Origin of the sequence: Stenotrophomonas sp. SORGH_AS_0282, assembly GCF_030818125.1 — a bacterium.
GTDB lineage: Bacteria > Pseudomonadota > Gammaproteobacteria > Xanthomonadales > Xanthomonadaceae > Stenotrophomonas > Stenotrophomonas rhizophila_A.
In genome coordinates this window covers 3,161,989-3,182,119 of record NZ_JAUTAB010000001.1, presented here as the reverse complement: position 1 = coordinate 3,182,119, position 20,131 = coordinate 3,161,989, and the positions used below count along the sequence as shown (strand labels likewise).

The 20,131-nt window shown below is 67.5% G+C and carries 14 protein-coding genes; 8 read left to right on the top strand and 6 right to left on the bottom strand.

Translation table 11 applies throughout. From position 1 onward, the window contains the following. Positions 1-272: 272 nt before the first annotated feature. The 7 genes from QE395_RS14355 to QE395_RS14325 all read left to right on the top strand — a co-directional run bounded on the left by QE395_RS14355 (position 273) and on the right by QE395_RS14325 (position 9,308). The gene (locus QE395_RS14355; RefSeq protein ID WP_306989727.1) at positions 273-2,438 is read left to right on the top strand and encodes a S46 family peptidase; all 2,166 of its coding nucleotides are present in this window, start codon (positions 273-275) and stop codon (positions 2,436-2,438) included. A gap of 568 nt (positions 2,439-3,006) precedes the next feature. Continuing rightward, complete coding sequence (locus tag QE395_RS14350) at positions 3,007-3,651, top strand: histidine phosphatase family protein (protein WP_306989725.1); 645 nt, start codon at positions 3,007-3,009, stop codon at positions 3,649-3,651. 60 nt (positions 3,652-3,711) lie between these two features. Further along, positions 3,712-4,986 (top strand): bifunctional tetrahydrofolate synthase/dihydrofolate synthase, encoded by a 1,275-nt coding sequence (gene folC, locus QE395_RS14345; RefSeq protein ID WP_306989723.1) that lies wholly within the window; start codon positions 3,712-3,714, stop codon positions 4,984-4,986. A gap of 101 nt (positions 4,987-5,087) precedes the next feature. Further along, entirely contained in the window at positions 5,088-6,125 is a 1,038-nt protein-coding gene (locus tag QE395_RS14340) for an SPOR domain-containing protein (RefSeq protein ID WP_095364533.1), read from the top strand. Between the two features lie 16 nt (positions 6,126-6,141). Next, entirely contained in the window at positions 6,142-6,939 is a 798-nt protein-coding gene (locus QE395_RS14335) for a CvpA family protein (protein WP_095364534.1), read from the top strand. Positions 6,940-6,968: 29 nt separating this feature from the next. Continuing rightward, on the top strand, positions 6,969-8,435 hold the full coding sequence (gene purF / locus QE395_RS14330) for an amidophosphoribosyltransferase (protein WP_068849542.1): 1,467 nt from the start codon (positions 6,969-6,971) through the stop codon (positions 8,433-8,435). 72 nt (positions 8,436-8,507) lie between these two features. Continuing rightward, the gene (locus QE395_RS14325) at positions 8,508-9,308 is read left to right on the top strand and encodes a ferritin-like domain-containing protein (protein ID WP_095364543.1); all 801 of its coding nucleotides are present in this window, start codon (positions 8,508-8,510) and stop codon (positions 9,306-9,308) included. Positions 9,309-9,621: 313 nt separating this feature from the next. On the opposite strand, the gene QE395_RS14320 is transcribed toward QE395_RS14325, so the two are convergent. After that, positions 9,622-11,109: a DUF2235 domain-containing protein gene (locus tag QE395_RS14320; RefSeq protein WP_306989720.1), complete on the bottom strand. Its 1,488-nt coding sequence runs from the start codon at positions 11,107-11,109 to the stop codon at positions 9,622-9,624. A 217-nt stretch (positions 11,110-11,326) separates the two neighbouring features. On the opposite strand from QE395_RS14320, the gene QE395_RS14315 reads away from it, so the two are divergent. Continuing rightward, positions 11,327-12,583 (top strand): zinc-dependent metalloprotease, encoded by a 1,257-nt coding sequence (locus tag QE395_RS14315; protein WP_068849546.1) that lies wholly within the window; start codon positions 11,327-11,329, stop codon positions 12,581-12,583. A gap of 47 nt (positions 12,584-12,630) precedes the next feature. On the opposite strand, the gene lpxH is transcribed toward QE395_RS14315, so the two are convergent. From lpxH to ppx, 5 genes are all read right to left on the bottom strand, one after another. Continuing rightward, positions 12,631-13,371: a UDP-2,3-diacylglucosamine diphosphatase gene (gene lpxH, locus QE395_RS14310; protein ID WP_093533243.1), complete on the bottom strand. Its 741-nt coding sequence runs from the start codon at positions 13,369-13,371 to the stop codon at positions 12,631-12,633. A 67-nt stretch (positions 13,372-13,438) separates the two neighbouring features. Further along, positions 13,439-13,978 carry a phosphatase PAP2 family protein gene (locus QE395_RS14305; RefSeq protein WP_068849550.1) on the bottom strand — a complete coding sequence of 180 codons (540 nt, stop codon included), beginning with the start codon at positions 13,976-13,978 and terminating at the stop codon, positions 13,439-13,441. Further along, positions 13,959-15,095, bottom strand: coding sequence for a glycosyltransferase family 1 protein (locus tag QE395_RS14300; protein ID WP_093533244.1), 1,137 nt, complete (start codon positions 15,093-15,095; stop codon positions 13,959-13,961). The genes QE395_RS14305 and QE395_RS14300 overlap by 20 nt, the downstream gene beginning before the upstream one ends. Positions 15,096-15,241: 146 nt before the next feature. Next, positions 15,242-18,160, bottom strand: a complete 2,919-nt coding sequence (locus tag QE395_RS14295) for a TonB-dependent receptor (protein WP_306989716.1) — start codon at positions 18,158-18,160, stop codon at positions 15,242-15,244. Between the two features lie 345 nt (positions 18,161-18,505). Further along, positions 18,506-20,032, bottom strand: a complete 1,527-nt coding sequence (ppx, locus tag QE395_RS14290) for an exopolyphosphatase (protein WP_095364536.1) — start codon at positions 20,030-20,032, stop codon at positions 18,506-18,508. Between the last annotated feature and the right edge of the window lie 99 nt (positions 20,033-20,131).

The window sequence follows — 20,131 nt, the reverse complement described above, 5'->3', positions numbered from 1 at the left end:
ATGTTGCGCTGCCGTACCTGCCGGTAGCGCCGGCCGTTGGCCGGCTGCTCTTCATTCAGGCGCCATGAACGCCTGACGGGTGGCTTCGGTGGGTCTAAACGTCGGACGGATGGCATTGATCAGGTGGGCAACCGGGTCCGGACGCTTGCGCCGCGCTGCGCGCGGTGTCCGGCCAACGGCCGGACCTACGAAATGTTACGGGCACACCGGGATCCAGATAAATCAACCATTGGCCCGGCTACAATCGGCGGTTCTTTCATCAGGGGCCGCCCATGCGCTCGAACCTGCTTGCCTTCTCCGTCGTCGCCAGCCTTGCGCTGGTCCAGGCCGCCCATGCCGCTGAGGGCATGTGGGTGCCGCAACAGCTGCCGGAGATCGCCGGTCCGCTCAAGCAGGCGGGCCTGAAGCTGTCCCCGGAACAGATTTCCGACCTGACCGGCGACCCGATGGGCGCGGTGGTCGCGCTGGGCGGCTGCACCGCCAGCTTCGTGTCCCCGCAGGGCCTGGTGGTGACCAACCACCATTGCGCCTACGGTGCGATCCAGCTCAATTCCACCGCCGAGAAGAACCTGATCAAGGACGGCTTCAACGCCCCGACGCTGAAGGATGAGCTGAGCGCCGGCCCGAACGCGCGCGTGTTCGTGCTCGACCAGATCACCGACGTGACCGACCAGGCCAAGGCCGCCATCGCCGCCGCCGGCAAGGACCCGCTGGCCCGCACCCGCGCGCTGGAAGCGTTCGACAAGGCACAGACCGCCGCCTGCGAGGCCGATGCCGGCTTCCGCTGCCGCCTGTACAGCTTCTCCGGCGGCAACACCTACCGCCTGTTCCGCAACATGGAAATCAAGGACGTGCGCCTGGTCTACGCGCCCCCGGGCAGCGTCGGCAAGTTCGGCGGCGACGTCGACAACTGGATGTGGCCGCGCCACACCGGTGACTTCTCCTTCTACCGCGCCTACGTGGGCAAGGACGGCAAGCCGGCCGCGTTCTCGGCCGACAATGTGCCGTACCAGCCGAAGCACTTCCTGAAGTTCGCCGACCAGCCGCTGGGCGCCGACGACTTCGTGATGGTGGCCGGCTACCCGGGCCGCACCAACCGCTACGCACTGGCTGCGGAATTCAACGAAACCGCCAGCTTCACCTACCCGACCATCGCCCGCCACTACAACGCGGTGCTGGACCTGATCGCCAAGGCCGGCAAGGCCGATCCGGACGTGAAGGTGAAATACGCCGCCACTGCCGCCAGCATGAACAACGTGGCGAAGAACTACGTGGGCCAGCTGGAAGGCTTCAAGCGCATCGACGCGGCGGGCCAGAAGCAGGCCGAAGAGGCTGCGGTGCTGGCCTGGTTGAAGAAGCAGGGCGCTGCCGGCAAGCCGGCGCTGGCCGCGCACGCGCAGCTGGTCAAGCACCTCGATACCAGCAAGAGCACCCGCGAGCGCGATCTGTTCGTGGGCCAGTTCAACAACACCTCCGCTGTCGGCGCCGCGCTGGCCCTGTACCGCCTGTCGATCGAGCGCGCCAAGCCGGACGCGCAGCGCGAAGCCGGTTACCAGGAACGCGACCTGCCGACCATCGAAGGCAGCCTGCGCCAGATGGACCGCCGTTACGTGGCGGGCATGGACCAGCAGCTGCAGCAGTACTGGCTGAACCAGTACGTGGCCCTGCCGCCGGCCCAGCGCACCAATGAGGTGCTGAACCAGTGGCTGGCCGGCAGTGATGCCGCTGCCGTGGACGGCCTGGTCAGGAAACTGTCCGGCACGACGCTGGGCAGCCTCGACGAGCGCCTGACCTGGTTCAAGGCCGACCGCGCCGCCTTCGAAGCCAGCACCGACCCGGTCATCCAGTACGCCGTGGCGACCATGCCGGCCCTGCTGCAGCAGGAAGAGCAGAAGAAGACCCGTGAAGGCGAATCGCTGCTGGCCCGCCCGGCCTACCTGCAGGCCGTGGCCGACTACAAGAAGAGCAAGGGCGAATTCGTCTACCCGGACGCCAACCTGTCGCTGCGCATCACCTTCGGCAACGTCATGGGCTATGGCAAGGACGGGGTGAACTACACGCCGTTCACCACCCTGGAAGGCGTGGCGGCCAAGGAAACGGGCGAAGATCCGTTCGATTCGCCCAAGGCCCTGCTGGAAGCGGTCAAGGCCAAGCGTTACGGCGGCCTGGAAGACAAGCGGATCGGCTCGGTGCCGGTCAATTTCCTCTCCAACCTGGACATCACCGGCGGCAACTCCGGTTCGCCGGTGCTGGATGCGCACGGCAAGCTGGTCGGCCTGGCCTTCGACGGCAACTGGGAATCGGTCAGCTCCAACTGGGTGTTCGACCCGGTGATGACCCGCATGATCGCGGTGGACAGCCGCTACATGCAGTGGATCATGCAGGAAGTGGCTCCGGCCCCGCAGCTGCTCAAAGAACTGAACCTCACGGCCAGGTAACGCAAGGGACGGCGCAGCCGGCCCTAACGTCGCTTGTCGACGGCCCGAAGGGTGCCCACCCCGGTGGGCATACCGTTGGTCGTTACACCGGTTAAAAAAACCCCGCGGCAATGCCGCGGGGTTTTTTTCGTGCAGGATCAAACGCGGCTGCCGGTGAATCGAGCGCCGGGGCGGCATACCCTTTCCGGCGAATGTCCCCCGGCGTCGGCCAGAGGCCGACACCTCCTCCTTTACTTCGCCTCCAAGGGTATGCCGCCCCGGCACTCGATCCACCGGCGTTGCACCGTGACGTCCGCTTTTCCCTGCCAACCGCAAGCCGAGCCCCGTCGCGGCCGGTAGGTCCCTGGCAAAGTAAAGGAGGAGGCCGTCGCCGCAGGGCGACCGCCGGGGGACATTTGCACAGGGGCCTACCGGTCGCGGCGGGGCCCCACACGCTCGCGATGAACCTGATCGAAGAAGGGAGAAGAACCGTTTGCTCGGCAAGGTATGATGGCCGCTCCCCCCCGATCATTCACATCACGTGAACGATTGCGACTGTTCTCCTCTCCCCCAAGGACCTCTAGTTCGCATGCGCATCCTGCTTGCCCGCCACGGCGAAACCCCCTGGAATGCCGAAGGCCGTTACCAGGGCCAGATCGATATCCCGTTGTCGCCGATCGGCGAAGCCCAGGCCCAGGCCCTGGGTGAACGCCTGAAGTCGGTGGACATCACCCGTGCTGTCGCCTCGCCGCTGTCGCGCGCGCAGCGCACCGCGCAGCTGGCCCTCGGTTCCGAGCGCGCCGGCATGCTGCTGACCGAACCGGAACTGCAGGAAATCGCCCACGGTGAGTGGGAAGGCCTGCTGGCCAGCGAAATCAATGAAAAAGACCCCTCGCGCCTGCAGGCCTGGCGCGACGAGCCCGACACCGTGCTGATGCCAGGTGGCGAATCGCTGCGGCTGGTGCTGGACCGCAGCTGGCGCGGCCTGGCCCGCGCCGCCGAAGGGCTGGGCGAGCACGACACGCTGTTGGTAGTGGCCCACGACGCGGTCAACCGGGTGATCCTGTGCCGGATCCTGGGCCTGCCGCTATCGCGGCTGTGGACCTTCCGCCAGGCGCCGACCACGCTCAACCTGCTCGAAGGCGCCGACCTGGACAGCCTGGAAGTCGTGCGCCTGAACGACTGCGCGCACCACACGCCGTTCTTTGGTGAAGCGAAGCATCGGGCGTTGTGAGTTTTTCGGGTTGCCGACTGACAGTCGGCACTACATTTGCCGTTACCACGATTTATTGCCATGACCAGTACCCGCCCGCATTCCCTCGCCGAATGGCTCAGCTACATCGAGCAGCAGCACCCGGCCACCATCGACATGGGGCTGGAGCGCGTGCGTGCAGTGGCCACGGCCATGGGCCTGGGCCAGCCGGCGCCGCACACCATCGTGGTGGGCGGCACCAACGGCAAGGGCTCTACCGTGGCCTTCATCGAGGCGATCGCGCGGGCGGCGGGCTGGAGGGTGGGGGCGTACACCTCGCCACACCTGCTGCGCTACAACGAGCGCGTGCGCATCGACGGCGAAGACGCCTCCGACGCGGCGCTCATTGCCGCCTTCAATGCCATTGAAGACGCGCGCGGCAGCACCACGCTGACCTACTTCGAGTACGGCACGCTGGCCGCATTGCACCTGTTCGCGCAGGCCGGGCTCGACCTGGCCGTGCTGGAAGTGGGGCTGGGCGGGCGCCTGGATGCGGTCAACGTCGTCGATGCCGACGTTGCGGTGATCACCACCGTGGACATCGACCATGCCGACTGGCTGGGCGAGGACCGCGAAGCGATCGGTGTGGAAAAGGCCGGCATCATCCGCGGCTGGAAGCCGGTGATCCTGGGCGAGACCGATCCGCCCTCCAGCGTGCTGGCGCGCGCCTACCTGCTGGGCGCCAACGCGATCCGTGGTGGCAGCGATTTCTTCGCCGATACCATCGACGCCCAGCACTGGTCCTGGCGTGACGTGGGCTTCCGCATCGAACTGCCGATGCCCGCGCTGCGTGGCCCGATCCAGCTGCGCAATGCCGCCTCGGCGATTGCCGCGCTGCGCGCGCTGGACAAGCCACTGCCACGTGCGGCCATCGTCGAGGGCGTGGCCCAGGCCCGCATCCGCGGCCGCCTGCAGGCGTTCGAGCGTGATGGCGTGGAGGTGCTGGTCGATGTCGGCCACAACCCGCAGGCCGCGCGCGAGCTGGCGGCTGCCCTGAAGGCCGCAACGACCACCGGGCGTACCGTGGCCGTGTTCGCCGCATTGCAGGACAAGGATGCCGTCGGTGTGGTCGAGGCCCTGGCCGAACGCGTCGATGGCTGGCACCTGGCCGGGCTGGAAGGTGCGCGCGCACAGAGTGCGACGGCATTGCTTGCCCGCCTGGCGGGCACCGCCGCCGCTGCGGCTGCCACCCATGACGATGTGGACACTGCGTTGCAGCAGGCGCTGTCGGCGGCCCAGGCTGGTGACCGCGTGCTGGTCTTTGGTTCCTTCCACACTGCCGCGCAGGCCTTGCTGTGGCTCGAGAACGCCCGCTGAGGCGGGCAACAAGCGACAACGTTCAGCAGTCTTCGACGCCGCACACGCGCGCGCCCGTATAATCGCCGTGGCATTCCGCCGCGCCGCCCTGCCAGCCTTCCGTGGATACTCCTCTGAAACAGCGACTGATTGGTGCCATCGTCCTGGTGGCGTTGGCCGTGATTTTCCTGCCCATGCTGGTCAAGGGGCCTGCCCCTGACAGTGGCGTGGCCAACGTGCCGATCACCGCGCCGGACGCGCCGGCCGATGGCCAGTTCCAGACCCGCGAACTGCCGCTGGTGGCCCCCACCGGTGGCGCCACCGGCCTGCAGAGCGGGGTCTCCACCACCCAGCCGCTGCAGCCCGACGCAGCCGCACCGGCCGAGCCGGCAGCCGCCGATACCTCGCCGGCCGTGGCCGCAGGCAACTATGCGGTCAGCTTTGGCGCCTATGGCAGCCAGGCCGACGCCAACGCGGTGATCGCGTTCCTGAAGAAGGCCCAGCTGCCGGGCTTCAGCGAACCGGCGACGATCAACGGCCGCCAGGCCTGGCGGGTGCGCGTGGGGCCGTATGCCGATCGCGCGCAGGCCGAAGCGGCACGCCTGGAAGCGGTCAAGGTGCGCAATGACGTCAAGGCCGAAGTGGTGACGCTGGACGCGCGCGCCGATACCGCCGTGGCTGCGGCGCCGACGCCGACGCCGACGCCGGCCACCGCGCCGGCACCGGCTGCATCCAGCGCCGCTGCCGCGCCGGCCACCGCGACCGTGAAGACCGAAACGCTGCCACCGGAACCGGTGGCGGCCGCCAAGCCGGCGCCGAAGCCCGAGGCCCCCAAGCCGGAGCCGAAGCCGGCGGTGGCCAAGCCCGAACCCGCCACCGCGGCCACCAAGCCCGTGGCCGTGCCGACCGCACCGGCGGCCAGCAGCGTCGGCTTCGCCGTACAGCTGGGCGCGTTCGGCCAGGCGACCGAAGCCAACGCGCTGCGCGACAAAGTGCGCGCGGCCGGCTTCAGCGCCTTCGTGGAGCAGGTACGTACCGACAAGGGCACGCTCAACCGCGTGCGCGTCGGCCCGGTCGCCAACCGTGCCGAGGCGGAGAACCTCAAGGCCCAGGTTGCGTCGAAGGTCGGCGTGGCCGGCATGGTCCGGCCGCATCCCTGATGCGGCCCCCCCGCACATGATTGATTTCGTGCTGCTGGCGGTGATCGGCATCTCGACCCTGCTCGGGGTCATGCGCGGATTCGTCAGCATCGTCATCAGCACGTTCTCGTGGCTGCTGGGCGGCTGGGCCGCGCTGATGTTCGGGCGCAGCGCCGCCGCGTGGTGGTCCGCCCCGGCCGCGCCGGGCACCGGCCACTATTTCGCCGGCTACCTCACCGTGTTCCTGCTGGTCATGGTCTCGGTCTGGGCGATCGGCCTGGTGATCCGCCAGGCGGTGCGCTCGACCAGCCTGAACGGCGCCGATCGCATGATGGGTGGCGGCCTGGGCCTGGCCCGGGGCGGCCTGATCGCCTGCGCGCTGCTGCTGCTGGGTTCGTACACCCCGCTGACCCGTGAAGCGACCTGGCGCGACTCGCACCTGCGCGCGATGCTCGACCCCGGGGTGGGCTGGATGCAGGCCAAGATGCCGCGCATGCCGGAGCTTCCCCAGATGCCCAACCTGAAGGACATGCAGGGCCTGCAGGCCCTACCGACGGCGCTGCCGGAGGTGAACATGGCGCAACTGCCCATCGGGGAGTTGGGCAAGCCGGGCGCGACAGGCGATAATGGCGTCCTTGGCCAGTTGCTGGGTGGGCGCGGATGGCCGCGACCGCTGGATGAGACCCCGCAGCAGGCGGTGGACCCCGCCGATGTGTGGGCCAACCAGGCACGGCCAGGCTCCCCCCAGAACATCGACCCGGCGCTCGTGCGCCCGGACGACACCGCTCCGGCACGGAACGGTTCCCCCGGCCAGGCACGGCCACCTTCACAGTAGATGGGCCCAGCCCAGCGGAGATTCGCACCATGTGTGGCATCGTCGGTATTGTCGGCAACCAGAACGTCGCCGGGCAGTTGTATGACGGCCTGACCGTCCTCCAGCATCGCGGCCAGGACGCGGCAGGCATCGCCACTGCCGATGGCACCCGCCTGCGCGTGCAGAAGGCCAACGGCCTGGTGCGCGATGTGTTCGACGCCAAGACCATGTCCACCCTGGAAGGCCGCGTCGGTATCGCCCATGTGCGTTACCCCACCGCCGGTTCGGAAGGCATGGACGAGGCGCAGCCGTTCTACGTCAATTCGCCGTACGGCATCGCGCTGGCCCACAACGGCAACCTGATCAACACCGAGGCGCTGCGCCAGCAGGTGTTCGAACAGGACCGCCGCAACGTCAACACCGATTCGGACAGCGAAGTGCTGTTGAACGTGTTCGCGTTCGAGCTGGACGCGCAGCGCCAGCTGACCCCGGAAGCGGCGATCCGTGCGGTGGCTGGCGTGCACCGCCGCTGCAAGGGCGGCTATGCGGTGATCAGCGTGGTGCTGGGCCTGGGCCTGGTCGCGTTCCGCGACCCGCACGGGATCCGCCCGCTGGTGCTGGGCAAGCGCGCCCACGCCGAAGGTGATGAGTACATCGTGGCCTCCGAATCGTCGGCGCTGGACGTGCTGGGCTTCCAGCGCGTGCGCGATGTGCGCCCGGGCGAGGCGCTGGTGATCACCGCGCGTGGCGAGCTGTTCTCGGAAGTGTGTGCCGAGCCGGCCGAGCACAGCCCGTGCATCTTCGAGTACGTGTATTTCGCGCGCCCCGATTCGATGATCGACAACGTGTCGGTGCACAAGGCGCGCATGCGCATGGGCATCAAGCTGGGCGAGAAGATCCTGCGCCTGCGCCCGGACCACGATATCGACACCATCATCCCGATCCCGGATACCTCGCGCGATGCCGCGCTGGAAATCTCCAATGTGCTGGGGGTGAAGTACCGCGAGGGCTTCATCAAGAACCGTTACATCGGCCGCACGTTCATCATGCCGGGGCAGGGTGAGCGGGTGAAGTCGGTGCGCCGCAAGCTCAACCCGATCCACCTGGAGTTCCGCAACCGGGTGGTGCTGCTGGTGGACGATTCGATCGTGCGCGGCACCACCAGCCAGCAGATCGTGCAGATGGCGCGCGACGCCGGTGCGCGCAAGGTCTACCTGGCCAGCGCGGCACCGCCGGTGCGCTATCCGAACATCTACGGCATCGACATGCCGGCGGCCGAAGAGCTGGTGGCGCACAACCGCAGCGTGGAGGAAATCGAGGCGCACCTGGGCTGCGACTGGTTGATCTACCAGGACATCGAGGACATGGAAGCGGCGGTGCGCGAAGGCAACCCGGAGCTGAAGTCGTTCGATTCGTCGTGCTTCAACGGCGTGTACCCGACCGGTATCGAGCCGGGCTATTTCGAGCGCATCCAGCAGTTGCGTTCGGACGATGCCAAGCATAAGCGCCGCGCCTGAGGCCTGGCGGTGAGCGCGACGTTGCCGCGGGACGAGGCGGCCGGTGATCTGCTGCGCGCGGCGCAGCAGTGCATGGCCGAGGCGGACCCGCTGCGCAAGGTGGCGCTGACCCAGCACTACGCGGCGCAGTTTCGCGCGGGGCAGTTGAAGGTGCGCGCGGATGCGCCGCCGCCCGAGCCGATCCGGATGCCGGGAAGGCCATCGCAGTTGCAGCTGGTGCATCCGCGCGATGTACCGCGGCGGGGCTTGGGCAATGCGGAGGGGCGGGCGGCGTTCATCCATGCGATCGCGCATATCGAGCTCAATGCCATCGATCTGGCGTGGGATGCGGTGTATCGCTTCCGCGGGCTGCCTGGGTCGTTCCATGCGGACTGGGTGGGGGTGGCCGATGATGAGTCGCGGCACTTCCTGCTGTTGCATGGGCGGTTGCAGGCGCACGGCCACGATTACGGCGATTTCGCCGCGCACAACGGGCTGTGGGAGATGTGCGAGAAGACGGCGCACGATGGCCTGTCGCGGATGGCGCTGGTGCCGCGGGTGCTGGAGGCGCGCGGGCTGGATGTCACGCCGGGGATGATCACCAAGCTGCGTTCGGCCAATGACCACGCTACTGCCGATGTGCTGGAGATCATCCTGCGCGAGGAAGTGGCGCATGTGGCGGCGGGGACGCGCTGGTACCGCTGGTATTGCGAGCGTGCCGGTGTGGAGCCTCGGGCGCGTTTCATCGCGCTGTTGAAGGAATATGCCAACGGGTTTCTGTATGGTCCGTTCAATCTTGAGGCGCGGTTGTTGGCTGGGTTCGAGCAGGACGAGCTGGCGGACCTGATCGAGCAGGCGGGTCGCACCGGCCCCGCATCGCAATCGGCGGGATAACCGTGCCGTTGTGCCGGGCGTTGCCCGGCTTCATGCATCTGGGCGAACAGCCGGTGGCCATCGGTTCCGCGGTTTGGCGGGTCGGTGCGGGTTTGCGGGGGACGCCGCAAGTACGTCCCTGTAGGCTTGGTCGCCGCATCCATGCGGCTCACACCCCCGCAAACCCGCCCCGACCCACCTTCGACGGTGTATCGGTCGTCGCGGAAACAGCGGGCCGCGTTGCGGTAGGGTCGAATCCCAATCGACTGCCGATAACGGTGAAACGTTCGGTGGTGCATGAAAACAATCGACGTCCACGGAACTCAAAACCGCACTAAACGTTCCGCAATACCACCCGCTTTCCGTCTTCCGTAGGTCGGTTGATGTAAAACAACCCCGGCCCGGGCCGATACGGCAATTCGCGCGTTGCATCGTCGGCCGCATACAACAATGCGGTGTCGCCGAGCGCGTCGAAATTCCAATGCGCCGACTGCATCAGGTAGCGCTGCCGCAACAGGTGTTCCTGCGCTGCATCCAGCGCTTGGCCTGCCACCAGGTGTGCGGCAATGGGCTTCAGCTCATCCGGCAACGCCATCGCCGGATCCGCATCCGGGGTGCGTGCCCACATCACGCCGGCGGCTGCCGCGCGCTGGTGGATGAGCCGCAGTGCGACCAGCTGGTAGCGCCAGTCGATCTCGCGTTTGAGCACTACTGCGGCATGCGCGAACAGCACCCACTGCGGCAGCACGCTGTCGCTGCCGGCCACGCGCATCTGCTGCCAGCGATGCCATACGTCGACCCAGACGTTGTCTTCGCCCAGGCCCAGTGCGGCCTGCCATCGCCGGCAGGCGGCCTGCGCGCTTGCGTAGACCTGGGTGCTGCGCAGCAGGGCCAGCGGCGGGGTGGTGGTGTCGGGTACGTCGTGGGTGCGGATGCGCTGGCCCTGCGGGCGGGTGAGTAGTTTTGGCCCTTCGATGCGCTGGTCGTAGCCGCCGCCGATGTTGGCGTGCACGCCGGGTAACGCGATCTCTTCATGTTCGGGCGCGACGGAGGTCAGTGCAAAGTAGTGGCGGTGCTCGTCGCGCGCTGTGAGCTGGACCACCTTGTCGGCGCAGCCGGCGGGCAGGTTGACGTAGGGCAGTTCGTCGCGCTGGCGCGCGTCGATCGCGACCACGGTGTCGAACAGGCCGACGAAGCGCACCGGGCGGATCGCAGGGGCCGATGGCAGTGTCCAGCCGGTGCGGCGCAGCTGTTCCTGCAGCCAGAGGCGGCCGTCGGGGGCGTTGAGCCGGTTGATCGCGTCGCGCGCGGAGGCGGCGCCGCGCGAGAAGCCGAACAGGTCCAGGCGGACCCCGGTCAATGCGTGGGGCGGCAGGGTGCTGGCCAAGGCGCGTAGTGCTTCGGGCAGGCGCACGTCGAGCGCGCGGTGGACCTTGGCGATCACGCCGCTGGGGCCGATGCCGAACGCCAGCCCCATCAGGTCGTCGTCCTTGCCGGTGCGGGTGCCGGCGCCTTCGATGTAGATCGCCAGGGACAGCGTGCCGGGCAGTGTGGGCGTAGTTCGCCGGTGGTCGGGGTAGAGCGCGTGCAGTCGCGCGATGTTGGTCAGTCCGTTGCTGAAACTGCTGGTCAGGCGGCTCTGGTAGGGCGAGGCGTCGTCGGCCAGGACGGCGGGGGCGGGTGGGCGCGGTGTGGGGGTGGTGCTGCCGGGGGGGCGCGAGGCGTGCAGCAGGTTGTCGGCGTTGTTGCGGGTGCCGTCGAAGAACAGGCCGATCTGCAGCGTGACCGGCACGGTGGTGGTCGGAGTGGGCTGCCCTGCCATGGCCTCGGTTCCCCTGTCGATGCGCGTTTAAGGTAGCGCGAAAGCGACACAGGCGCGACGTAACTGAACCGCTGTGGCCGCCGGTCACAGTTCGGAAATCCCATCGGTGCGCTCTATTGAATTCACGTGATCGATTGGCGCCAGATGGTGTGGCTGCCGACAGGGGCGGTGGCGCGAACACGTTCACTTCCGAAGTTCACTCAACGAGAGAGGCGACATGATGTCCAGTTCGATGAGAAAGACCGCAGGTGCGATCACGTTGTTCCTGGCCGCCGTGGGTACGGCGGCGGCGGCTCCCCTGTTCCAGCCGGTGACGGTGTTGAGCCGGGCCGCTGCGGCCAGCCAGCCGGCCGCGCAGGCGGTGTTGTCGGCGCCCTCCAGCGCCGCCGTGCAGGAAGTCCGCGTTGAGGCCGGCGCGGTGGTGGCGGCGCAACGGCAGCTGGAGTTCGAGCTGCTCGGCACGCCCGTGCAGGCGCTGCAGCAGCGGGTGGAGAACCTGCCCGATGGTGGCAGCATCTGGTACGGCAGCCTGCAGAACGCGGGGTCGAAACTGACCCGCCAGGCCGGTACGCAGGATCCGGGCAACTCGGTGATCCTGGTGCGCAATGGCGACACCGTCACCGGTTCAATCCGCAAGGACGGCACGCTGTACCGGCTGCGCCCGCTCAGCGATGGCCGCCATGTGCTGGTGCAGGTGGATGAGTCGCGCATGCCGGCCGAACACCCGGCCGATTACAACACGCTGCCGAAGATCGAGATGCCGGCCAGTGATCGCGCCGGCATTGCGGCGGCCTCGTCGGGCACGCCGGCCACCATCCGGGTGCTGGTGGTGGCCACCAACGCGGCGGTGAACGCCTACGGCGGCAACATGCAGTCATTGGTGCAGCTGGCGGTGGCCGAGTCGAACCAGGGTTACACCAACAGCAACGTCGGCATCACCATGCAGCTGGCCGGGTACCAGGCCGTGGCGTACACCGAGACCGGGAACTTCAGCACCGACCTGGCTCGCTTCCGCTCGACCAATGATGGCTACATGGATGCCATCCACACCACCCGCAACAGCACCGCAGCCGACGTGGCAGTGCTGATCATCAACAACAGCAGCTACTGCGGGCTGGCATCCGGGATCGGCTCGACGGCATCGAGCGCCTTCGCGGCCGTGTATTGGGACTGCGCTACCGGCTACTACTCGTTCGCGCATGAGATCGGCCACCTGCAGAGCGCGCGGCACGATATCGCCACCGACTCCAGCACCTCGCCGTATGCGTACGGCCATGGGTATCGCTACCAGCCGGCCACCGGCGCGCGCTGGCGCACGATCATGGCCTACGACTGCACCTCAGGCTGCCCGCGCCTGAACTTCTGGTCCAATCCCAACATCAGCTACAACGGGATTCCGATGGGCATCGCCTCCAGTGCCGACAACCAGCGGGTGCTGGTCAACACCAAGGCGGCGGTGGCTGCGTTCCGGTAATCCACAAGGCACGCGGCGGATATAGATCCGCCGCGTGCTGGTTGGCGTCAGGCCAGCGAATCCAGCGTCCACCCCTGCGGGGTGACGCGCAGCACCGAGCCCTGCTCGTACCAGTCGCCCAGCACGATGCGCGTGCACGCGCGGCCGCCGGCCTGCAGGCTGTGGATGGCAGGGCGGTGGGTGTGGCCGTGGATCATCGTGTCCACCCCATGCCGTACGAACGTGGCGGTGACCTCATCGGGCGCCACGTCGGTCACGGTCTCGAAGGTGGCGCGGTCGCCCTGTTTCATTTCCGATTGGCGTGCCTGGCTGGCATCGCGCGCCTTCTGCGCGAAGGCGATGCGTGCGGCCAGCGGCTGGGCCAGGAACTGGGCCTGGAACACCGGGTCGCGGGTCTGTGCGCGGAACTGCTGGTAGGCCACGTCATCGGTGCACAGCAGGTCGCCGTGCTGCAGCAGCACCGGGGTGCCGTACAGGTCGATCACGCTGGGGTCGGGCAGGATGCGGAAGCCGGCGCGACGGGCGTAGTCTTCGCCCACCAGGAAATCGCGGTTGCCGCGGATGAAGTACACCGGCACCCCGGCGTCTGCGACCGCCTTGAGCGCGTCGGCCACCGCATCGGCGGCGGGGGAGGGGGTGTCATCGCCGATCCAGGCCTCGAACAGGTCGCCCAGGATGTACAGGGCATCGGCCTGCATCGCCTCGCGGCGCAGGAAGTCCAGGAACAGGTCGGTGATGGCTGGACGGCTCGGGTCCAGATGCAGATCGGAGATGAACAGCGTAGTCATGCCCGTATTGTAGATCGTCAGGTCCGTAGAGCCACGCCCGGCGTGGCTGCGCGAAATCTGCCATCCCTCACACCGGCAGGGGCAACCATTGCAGGCTGGCGCCTGCCAACGCCGTGGCAATCGCCGTGGCGGCCAGCACGTCGCTGGGGTAATGCAGCCCCAGCACCACCCGCGACACCCCCACCGCCGCCGTGAACGGCACCAGCACCGGCGCCAGCCACGGGTAGTAGGCCAGCGCCACGATGGTGAACGACACCGCATGCAGGGTGTGCCCGGACGGGAAACTGAATTCGTCCAGCGGCGCTACCCAGGCACGGATGCGCAGGTCGGCCGCATAGGGGCGGGGGCGCCGGGTCCAGCGCTTCAGGCTCTTGTACAGCAGCAACGCCATCAGGCCGGTAGCGGCCATGTGCAGCGACGCGCGCAGGCCATCGAAGCCGTCCAGCAGCACCAGTGCGCCCATCAGCGCGTACCAGAACACCCCGTCGCCGAGGCGGCTGACCACCGAGAACGCGCGGCGCACGCGGCGGTGCCGGCAATAGTGGTTGGCGCGCCGGCACCAGCGGGTTTCGCGCCCGCGCAGGGCATCAAGCGGCGTGGTCCGCATGCGACCTCCGGGCACTGGCCAGTTCGGCAAGCAGGGCCTCGAACTCGGCCACGACCTGCTGCGGATGCAGCCGCGTCATCGCCACGGCCGCATTGCGGCCCAACCGTTCGCGCTCGGCGTCGTCGCCGGCCAGGCGCACGGCCGCATCGACGAAGGCGTTGTCAGCGTCCACCGCTACCCCGTTCTCATCGGTGCGCAGGTGCTCGCGGGCCGCGCCGTAGTCGAATGCCACCGTAGTCACGCCACTGGCCATCGCTTCCAGCGTGACGTTGCCGAACGTCTCGCTGCGGCTGGGGAACAGGAACAGGTCGCCGCTGGCGAAATGGCGCGCCAGCGCATCGCCGCGCTGCACCCCACAGAAGATGAAGTCCGGGTTTTCATGGGCCAGTTTCTCGCGGGCCGGGCCATCGCCCACCCACACGAAGCGGGCCTTGGGCCGCACCTGCTGCAGCCGGCGGAACGCTTTCACCGCCAGCGCCAGGTTCTTTTCAGCAGCGATGCGCCCCACGTAGATCGCCGCGAAGCCGCTGCCGTCGATGCCCCATTCCTCGCGCAGTGCCGGGTCGCGCCGCGTCGGCTCGAACTGGCTGCTGTCCACCGCGCGGGCCAGCAGGCGCACCCGGTCGAAGCCCTGGTCGCCGAGGAACTGCTGCAGTTCCTGGGTGGGCACCAGGGTGGCATCGGCCTGGTTGTGGAAGCGCCGCATCCAGCGCAGGGCAGCGGCCTGCAACCAGGCCACGCCGTAGTCGGGCAGGTACTCGTCGAAGCGGGTGTGGAAGCCGGTGGCGACCGGGATGCCCAGGCGCCGCGCGGTGCGCAGTGCCGACCAGCCCAGCGGGCCCTCGGTGGCGATGTAGATGGCGTCCGGGCGCTGCTGCTGCCACTGCCGGGCGAGCCGCTTGGGGGCCGGCAGTCCGAAGCGCAGGCCGGGGTAGCGGGGCAGCCCGGCGCCCTGCACCAGCAGCGCGCCGCCGGCATCGGTGTCGTCGGCCTGGCGCGGGCGCACCAGGTCCACCTCATGCCCGGCCGCGCGCAGTCCCTGTTCCAGTCCCTGCACGGTCAGGGCAACGCCGTTGACTTCGGGGGGGTACGTTTCAGTGACGATGGCATAGCGCATGGCGGGCCTCCGGTTTGAAGGCATGCTCGGGGCTGGCGATGTAGCCGACATGACATCGACATGACCGGCACATGACGCCGCGCCGGGCACAAAAAAACCACGGCCCCGAAGGGCCGTGGTCATCGTGCATCAACCGCGCGGGGCGATCAGAAACGCTGCTGGTACTTCATGTAGATGAAGCGACCGATGTCGTAACCGCCGTAGTACGAGAAGGCCGAGTTCGGCTTGCTGTACATGATCGGGCCCAGCTTGTCGAAGACGTTGTTGGCGCCGACCGACACGGTGGCTTCCCACGGCAGGTTGTAGCGGAACTGCAGGTCGTGGAAGGTGACCGAACCACGCTCGTTGTAGTTGCGCGAGCCCTTGTACCACGGTGCGTACTGGTTCGGATCCGAGCACTCTTCCGGGTACAGCGCGATGTTGGCGCACTGTTCCTTCACCCCGGAGTAGTAGCGGGCGGTCCAGCTCATGCCGAAGTTTTCCAGGTCCCAACCCAGCACCAGGTTGGAGCGGACGCGGAAGCCGCTGCCGATGCCGTTGGTGGGGGTCGGCACGACGCTGGCGTCATTGGTCGAACGGTAGATGTTGCTCGACACGTAGGTGGTGGCCGAGTTCAGCGAGAACTTGCCGAAGTCGGTGTCCATCCGGTAGTTCAGGTCCAGGTCGTAGCCTTCGGTTTCGAGGAAACCGGCGTTGCGGTTGCCGAACTTCAGGTTGGTCACGATGCCGGTGACCGGATCGCGTTCGAAGCGCGAGCAGCGCGCGTCGATGCCCTGCTCATAGCAGTCGATCAGGATCTGGGTGGGGGTGTCGGCAATGATGGTGTTGTCGATGCGGATCTTCCACCAGTCCAGCGAGGCGTTGAAGTTCTGGATGAAGCCGGGGCTCCACACCAGGCCCAGCGTCTTGCTCTTGGAGGTTTCCGGGGTCAGCGTCGGGTTGGAGCCGGAGGTGAACGGCACTGGGGTGGCATCGGTAGCCACGGTCACCGGCGTGCCGCCCTGGCGCAGCTGGCGGAACGTGGCGGCGCTGGCGATGTCACGCGAGCAGCGGGCGCGCACTTCGGCGCTGGTGCGCGAGGAGCCGAACACGGTGTCGCACGGATCGCTGAACTGCGCGAAGGTTTCCGAACCGCCACCGAACAGGTCGTTGATGGTGGGCGAACGGAAGCCTTCGGCCCAGGTACCGCGCACCATCAGCGAGTCGATCGGCTTCCACTTGAAACCGAACTTGCTGTTGAGCGTGTTGCCGAAGGTGTCGTAGTCCGAGAAGCGGGTGGCGCCGTTGAAGGTCAGTTCCTTCGCGCCGGGCAGGTCGGCCAGCACCGGGATGTTGAGCTCAAGGTAGGCTTCGTTGACGGTGTAGTCGCCACCGGTCGGGCCGGCGGCCAGGTTGGTGGTGGCACCGGTCTGGGCCAGCGCATCGGGGGTGTACTTGCCTTCTTCCTTGCGGCTTTCAACGCCGAAGGCGAAGCCCAGGTCGCCGGCCGGCAGGGTGAAGATGGAACCGGCGATGTTGGCGAAGAAGTTCTTCGAGGTGGTGCGGCCCTTGGTGGTTTCTTCCGGGAACAGCCAGGCCTGCAGCTCGTCATTGCCATACAGGCCATTCGGCGCGGTCACGCCGTACGCCACCAGCGGGTTCCACGGCTTGCACACGTCGAACGAGATCGGGGCGGCGGCGGTACCGCACTGCACCTGGCCCTGCGCGTTGAGGAACGACGGACCCACGCCGCCGGCGACACGCGCCTTGTGCAGGTTGCCGGTGGCCACCGATTCCAGTTCATTGCGGTTGTACTGGTAGCCCGCTTCCCAGTCGACGTAGCGCTCGCCGATGTCGAACGAACCGTCGAACGAGGCCACCGCGCGGTAGGTCTTCAGGTTGCTGGTGGTAACGCGCGGAACTTCCCAGGTACGACGATTCCAGGCCACTGCGGTCGGCGTGGCATAGCCGTGCTGGTTGCCGAACGGATTGAAGTAGCTGTTGATCGACATCGAGCCGACCCCGGCAGTGCTGGACTGCAGCGGGTAACCGGCGATCTGGCGGCTCGACTCGCGCTCGTTGTAACCCAGCTCGGTGCGGAAGTTGATGCTGTCGGTGATCGCAAAGCGACCATCGAAGTACACCGAATCGCGCTTGAGCGGATACATCACGTGCATCTGGTCGTTGGCGTTGCTCACATCACCGGTGAACGGGGTGGTGTCGGTGCGGTGGTAGTTGCCCGGCAGGGTCGGGTCCGAACCGCGGTTGAGCGAGTAGCCGCAGCCGGCAGTGGCGGTGCAGCCCGGGCCGCGCAGGCCGGTGATCTGGCCGTACTGGCTGATGGTGGTCCAGTTGCTGGAATCCAGCGGGTGGCGATCGGTCATGCCGTACTGGCTGAAGCCACGGTCGCGCGCCCACACGCCCTTCTCTTCAGCGTGTTCGGCCGACAGGGTCAGCGAGATGCGGTCATTGCTCCAGCCGGCCACCACGTCGAAGCGGTCGCGGGCGCCGTCGCCTTCGCTGTACTGCCCGTGGTAGACGTTGGCGGTGACGCCGGTGACATTGCCGCGGGTGATGATGTTGACCACGCCGGCCATCGCGTCGGAACCATAGATGGCCGAGGCGCCGTCCTTCAGCACTTCGATGCGCTCGACGGCTGAGACGGGCAGGGTCGACACGTCCTGGTAGCCGGAGGTGCTGATGCCCAGGCGCTTGCCATTGACCAGCACCAGCGTGCGCTGGGTGCCCAGGTTGCGCATGTCGATGTAGGTGCCGCCGGCGTTCTCACCGGCGGTCAGCGCGTTGGCGCGGCTGATCGTCGGGCTGCCCATGGCGGTCACGTTCTGCAGGATGTCGGCGACCGAGCTGAAGCCCTGGCGCTCGATGTCGGTGCGGCTGATCGCAAACACCGGCTGCGCGGTTTCCACGTCCACCGTACGGATGCGCGAACCCGTGATCTCGATGCGATCCAGGTTGGTGGGGTTCGGCGCGTCCTGTGCCATGGCCGGGGCGGCCACCAGGCCAGCAGTACCGGCGACCAGGGCATAGCGGATCGCCTGCCCGAGTACGTTGATGCGTGAAGTCATTTGGCTCTCTCTCTGGTTCAGAACTGAATCAAAAGAGGTCGGCGGGGGTCCCAAGTGCACCGCGTCCCTCGAAAACCAGCCCAAATGGGCCGGTGACTCGATCTTAGTCCCAGTCGTTAAGCCCTTGTAAAGCTTTTTGCCAAAAAAAATTCACTTATCCGTAACCAAAGAGACAAATATCCCTATGAATCAATAGATTGTGAATTTTTGCTGAGTCTGTCCAATGTGTCCGGATATGTCGCAATGTATCAGTATGCTGCGACGCAGCACATGGATCTGCGCACACCGTCACGTATGGTGGCGCAGTGTCTGTAGCGGCAGCGAGGCGGGTGCCGCGGACGCGGCTCAGGCCACGAACGGGCGGAACTGGACGCCGAGCCCGGCCATGCCGTCGGTTTCGCCGATCAGGTCGGCGCGCAGCAGTGGGCGGGCATCGATGTAGGCCTGCGGCAGGATCAGCGACATGCGGCTGTCGTCGGCGCTGAGCTCCAGCGCCGGCACGGGGGTGTCCTCATGGGCACGGTTGAGCAGCACCGCCAGCCGGAGCAGGGCGGTCATGCGCCGGGCCGGCAACAGCAGGCGTTCGGGCAGGGCATCGAACGCGGATTTGGAGACGTTGCGGCGGTGGCTGCGCACCAGCGCGGCCAGCAGCTGCTGTTCCTGGCGCGAGAAGCCGGCGATGTCCGAGTTCTCCAGCACGTAGCTGCCATGCACGTGGTAGCCGCTGTGGGCGATCATCAGGCCCAGCTCGTGCAGGCGCGCTGCCCAGCCGAGCATGCGCGCGTCGTCCGGGTCCAGGTTCCAGCTGCCTTCGACCTGGGCGAACAGGTCCAGCGCGGTGCGCTGCACGCGCGCGGCCTGGACGGTATCGATGCCGTAGCGCAGGGTCAGCGCGTCCACCGATTCGTCGCGCAGGTCGTTCTCGCTGGCGCGGCCGAGGATGTCGTACAGGATGCCTTCGCGCATCGCCGCCTTGCTGACCAGCAGCTTCTGCAGGCCCAGCGCCTGGAACGCCGCTTCCAGCACCAGGATGCCGCCCGCGATGATCGGCCGGCGGTCGGGCGACAGCCCGGGCAGGTTGATGTCCTCGATGCGCTTGGCCTTGAGCAGCTCATCGCGCAGCTGCGGCAGCGCTTCGGCGGTGATCGCGCCCTTGCTCAGCTTCATGGTGGCGCAGATTTCGCTGATCGCCTTGTGCGTGCCTGACGAGCCCAGCGCTTCGTGCCAGCCCAGCGCGCGGTACTTGGTGGCGAACTGCTGGAACTCGGCGCCGATCTCGGTCAGCGCATCCTTCCAGCGCCGTTTGCTCAGCTTGCCGCCCGGGAAGAAGCGCCGGGTGCTGGCGATGCAGCCGGCCTGCAGGCTTTCGCGCTCCAGGGTCTGCATGCCCTGGCCGATGATGAATTCCGTGGAGCCGCCGCCGATGTCGATCACCAGCCGGCGCTGGTCCGGCTTGGGCGGCTGCGCATGGGCCACGCCCAGGTAGATCAGGCGGGCCTCTTCGCGCCCGCTGACCACTTCGATGGCATGCCCAAGCGCGGTTTCGGCCGGCATCAGGAACGCCTGCGGCGAGCGCAGCTGGCGCACGGTGTTGGTAGCCAACGCGCGCACGCGTACCGAAGGAATGCCACGGATGCGCTGGCCGAACCGGGCCAGGCACTCCAGCGCGCGCTGGCGCGCGTCGGCCGACAGGCCGCCCTTGCCATCCAGGCCATCGGCCATCCGCACGGTCTCGCGCAAGCGGTCGACCACGCGCAGCTGCCCGAGCGTGTAGCGCGCGATGACCATGTGGAAACTGTTCGAACCGAGGTCGACGGCGGCGAGCAGGTCGCCATCCTGCAGGGCGGGCGGAGTCGTGGAGGTATGCGGCATTTGCGAATGGTAGCCGATGGGTGGGTCGCGGCGTCACCGCACGGCCTTCACATGATGCGACCGGAGGCCGCACCGGACGAATCCCGACCAACGGTCGGG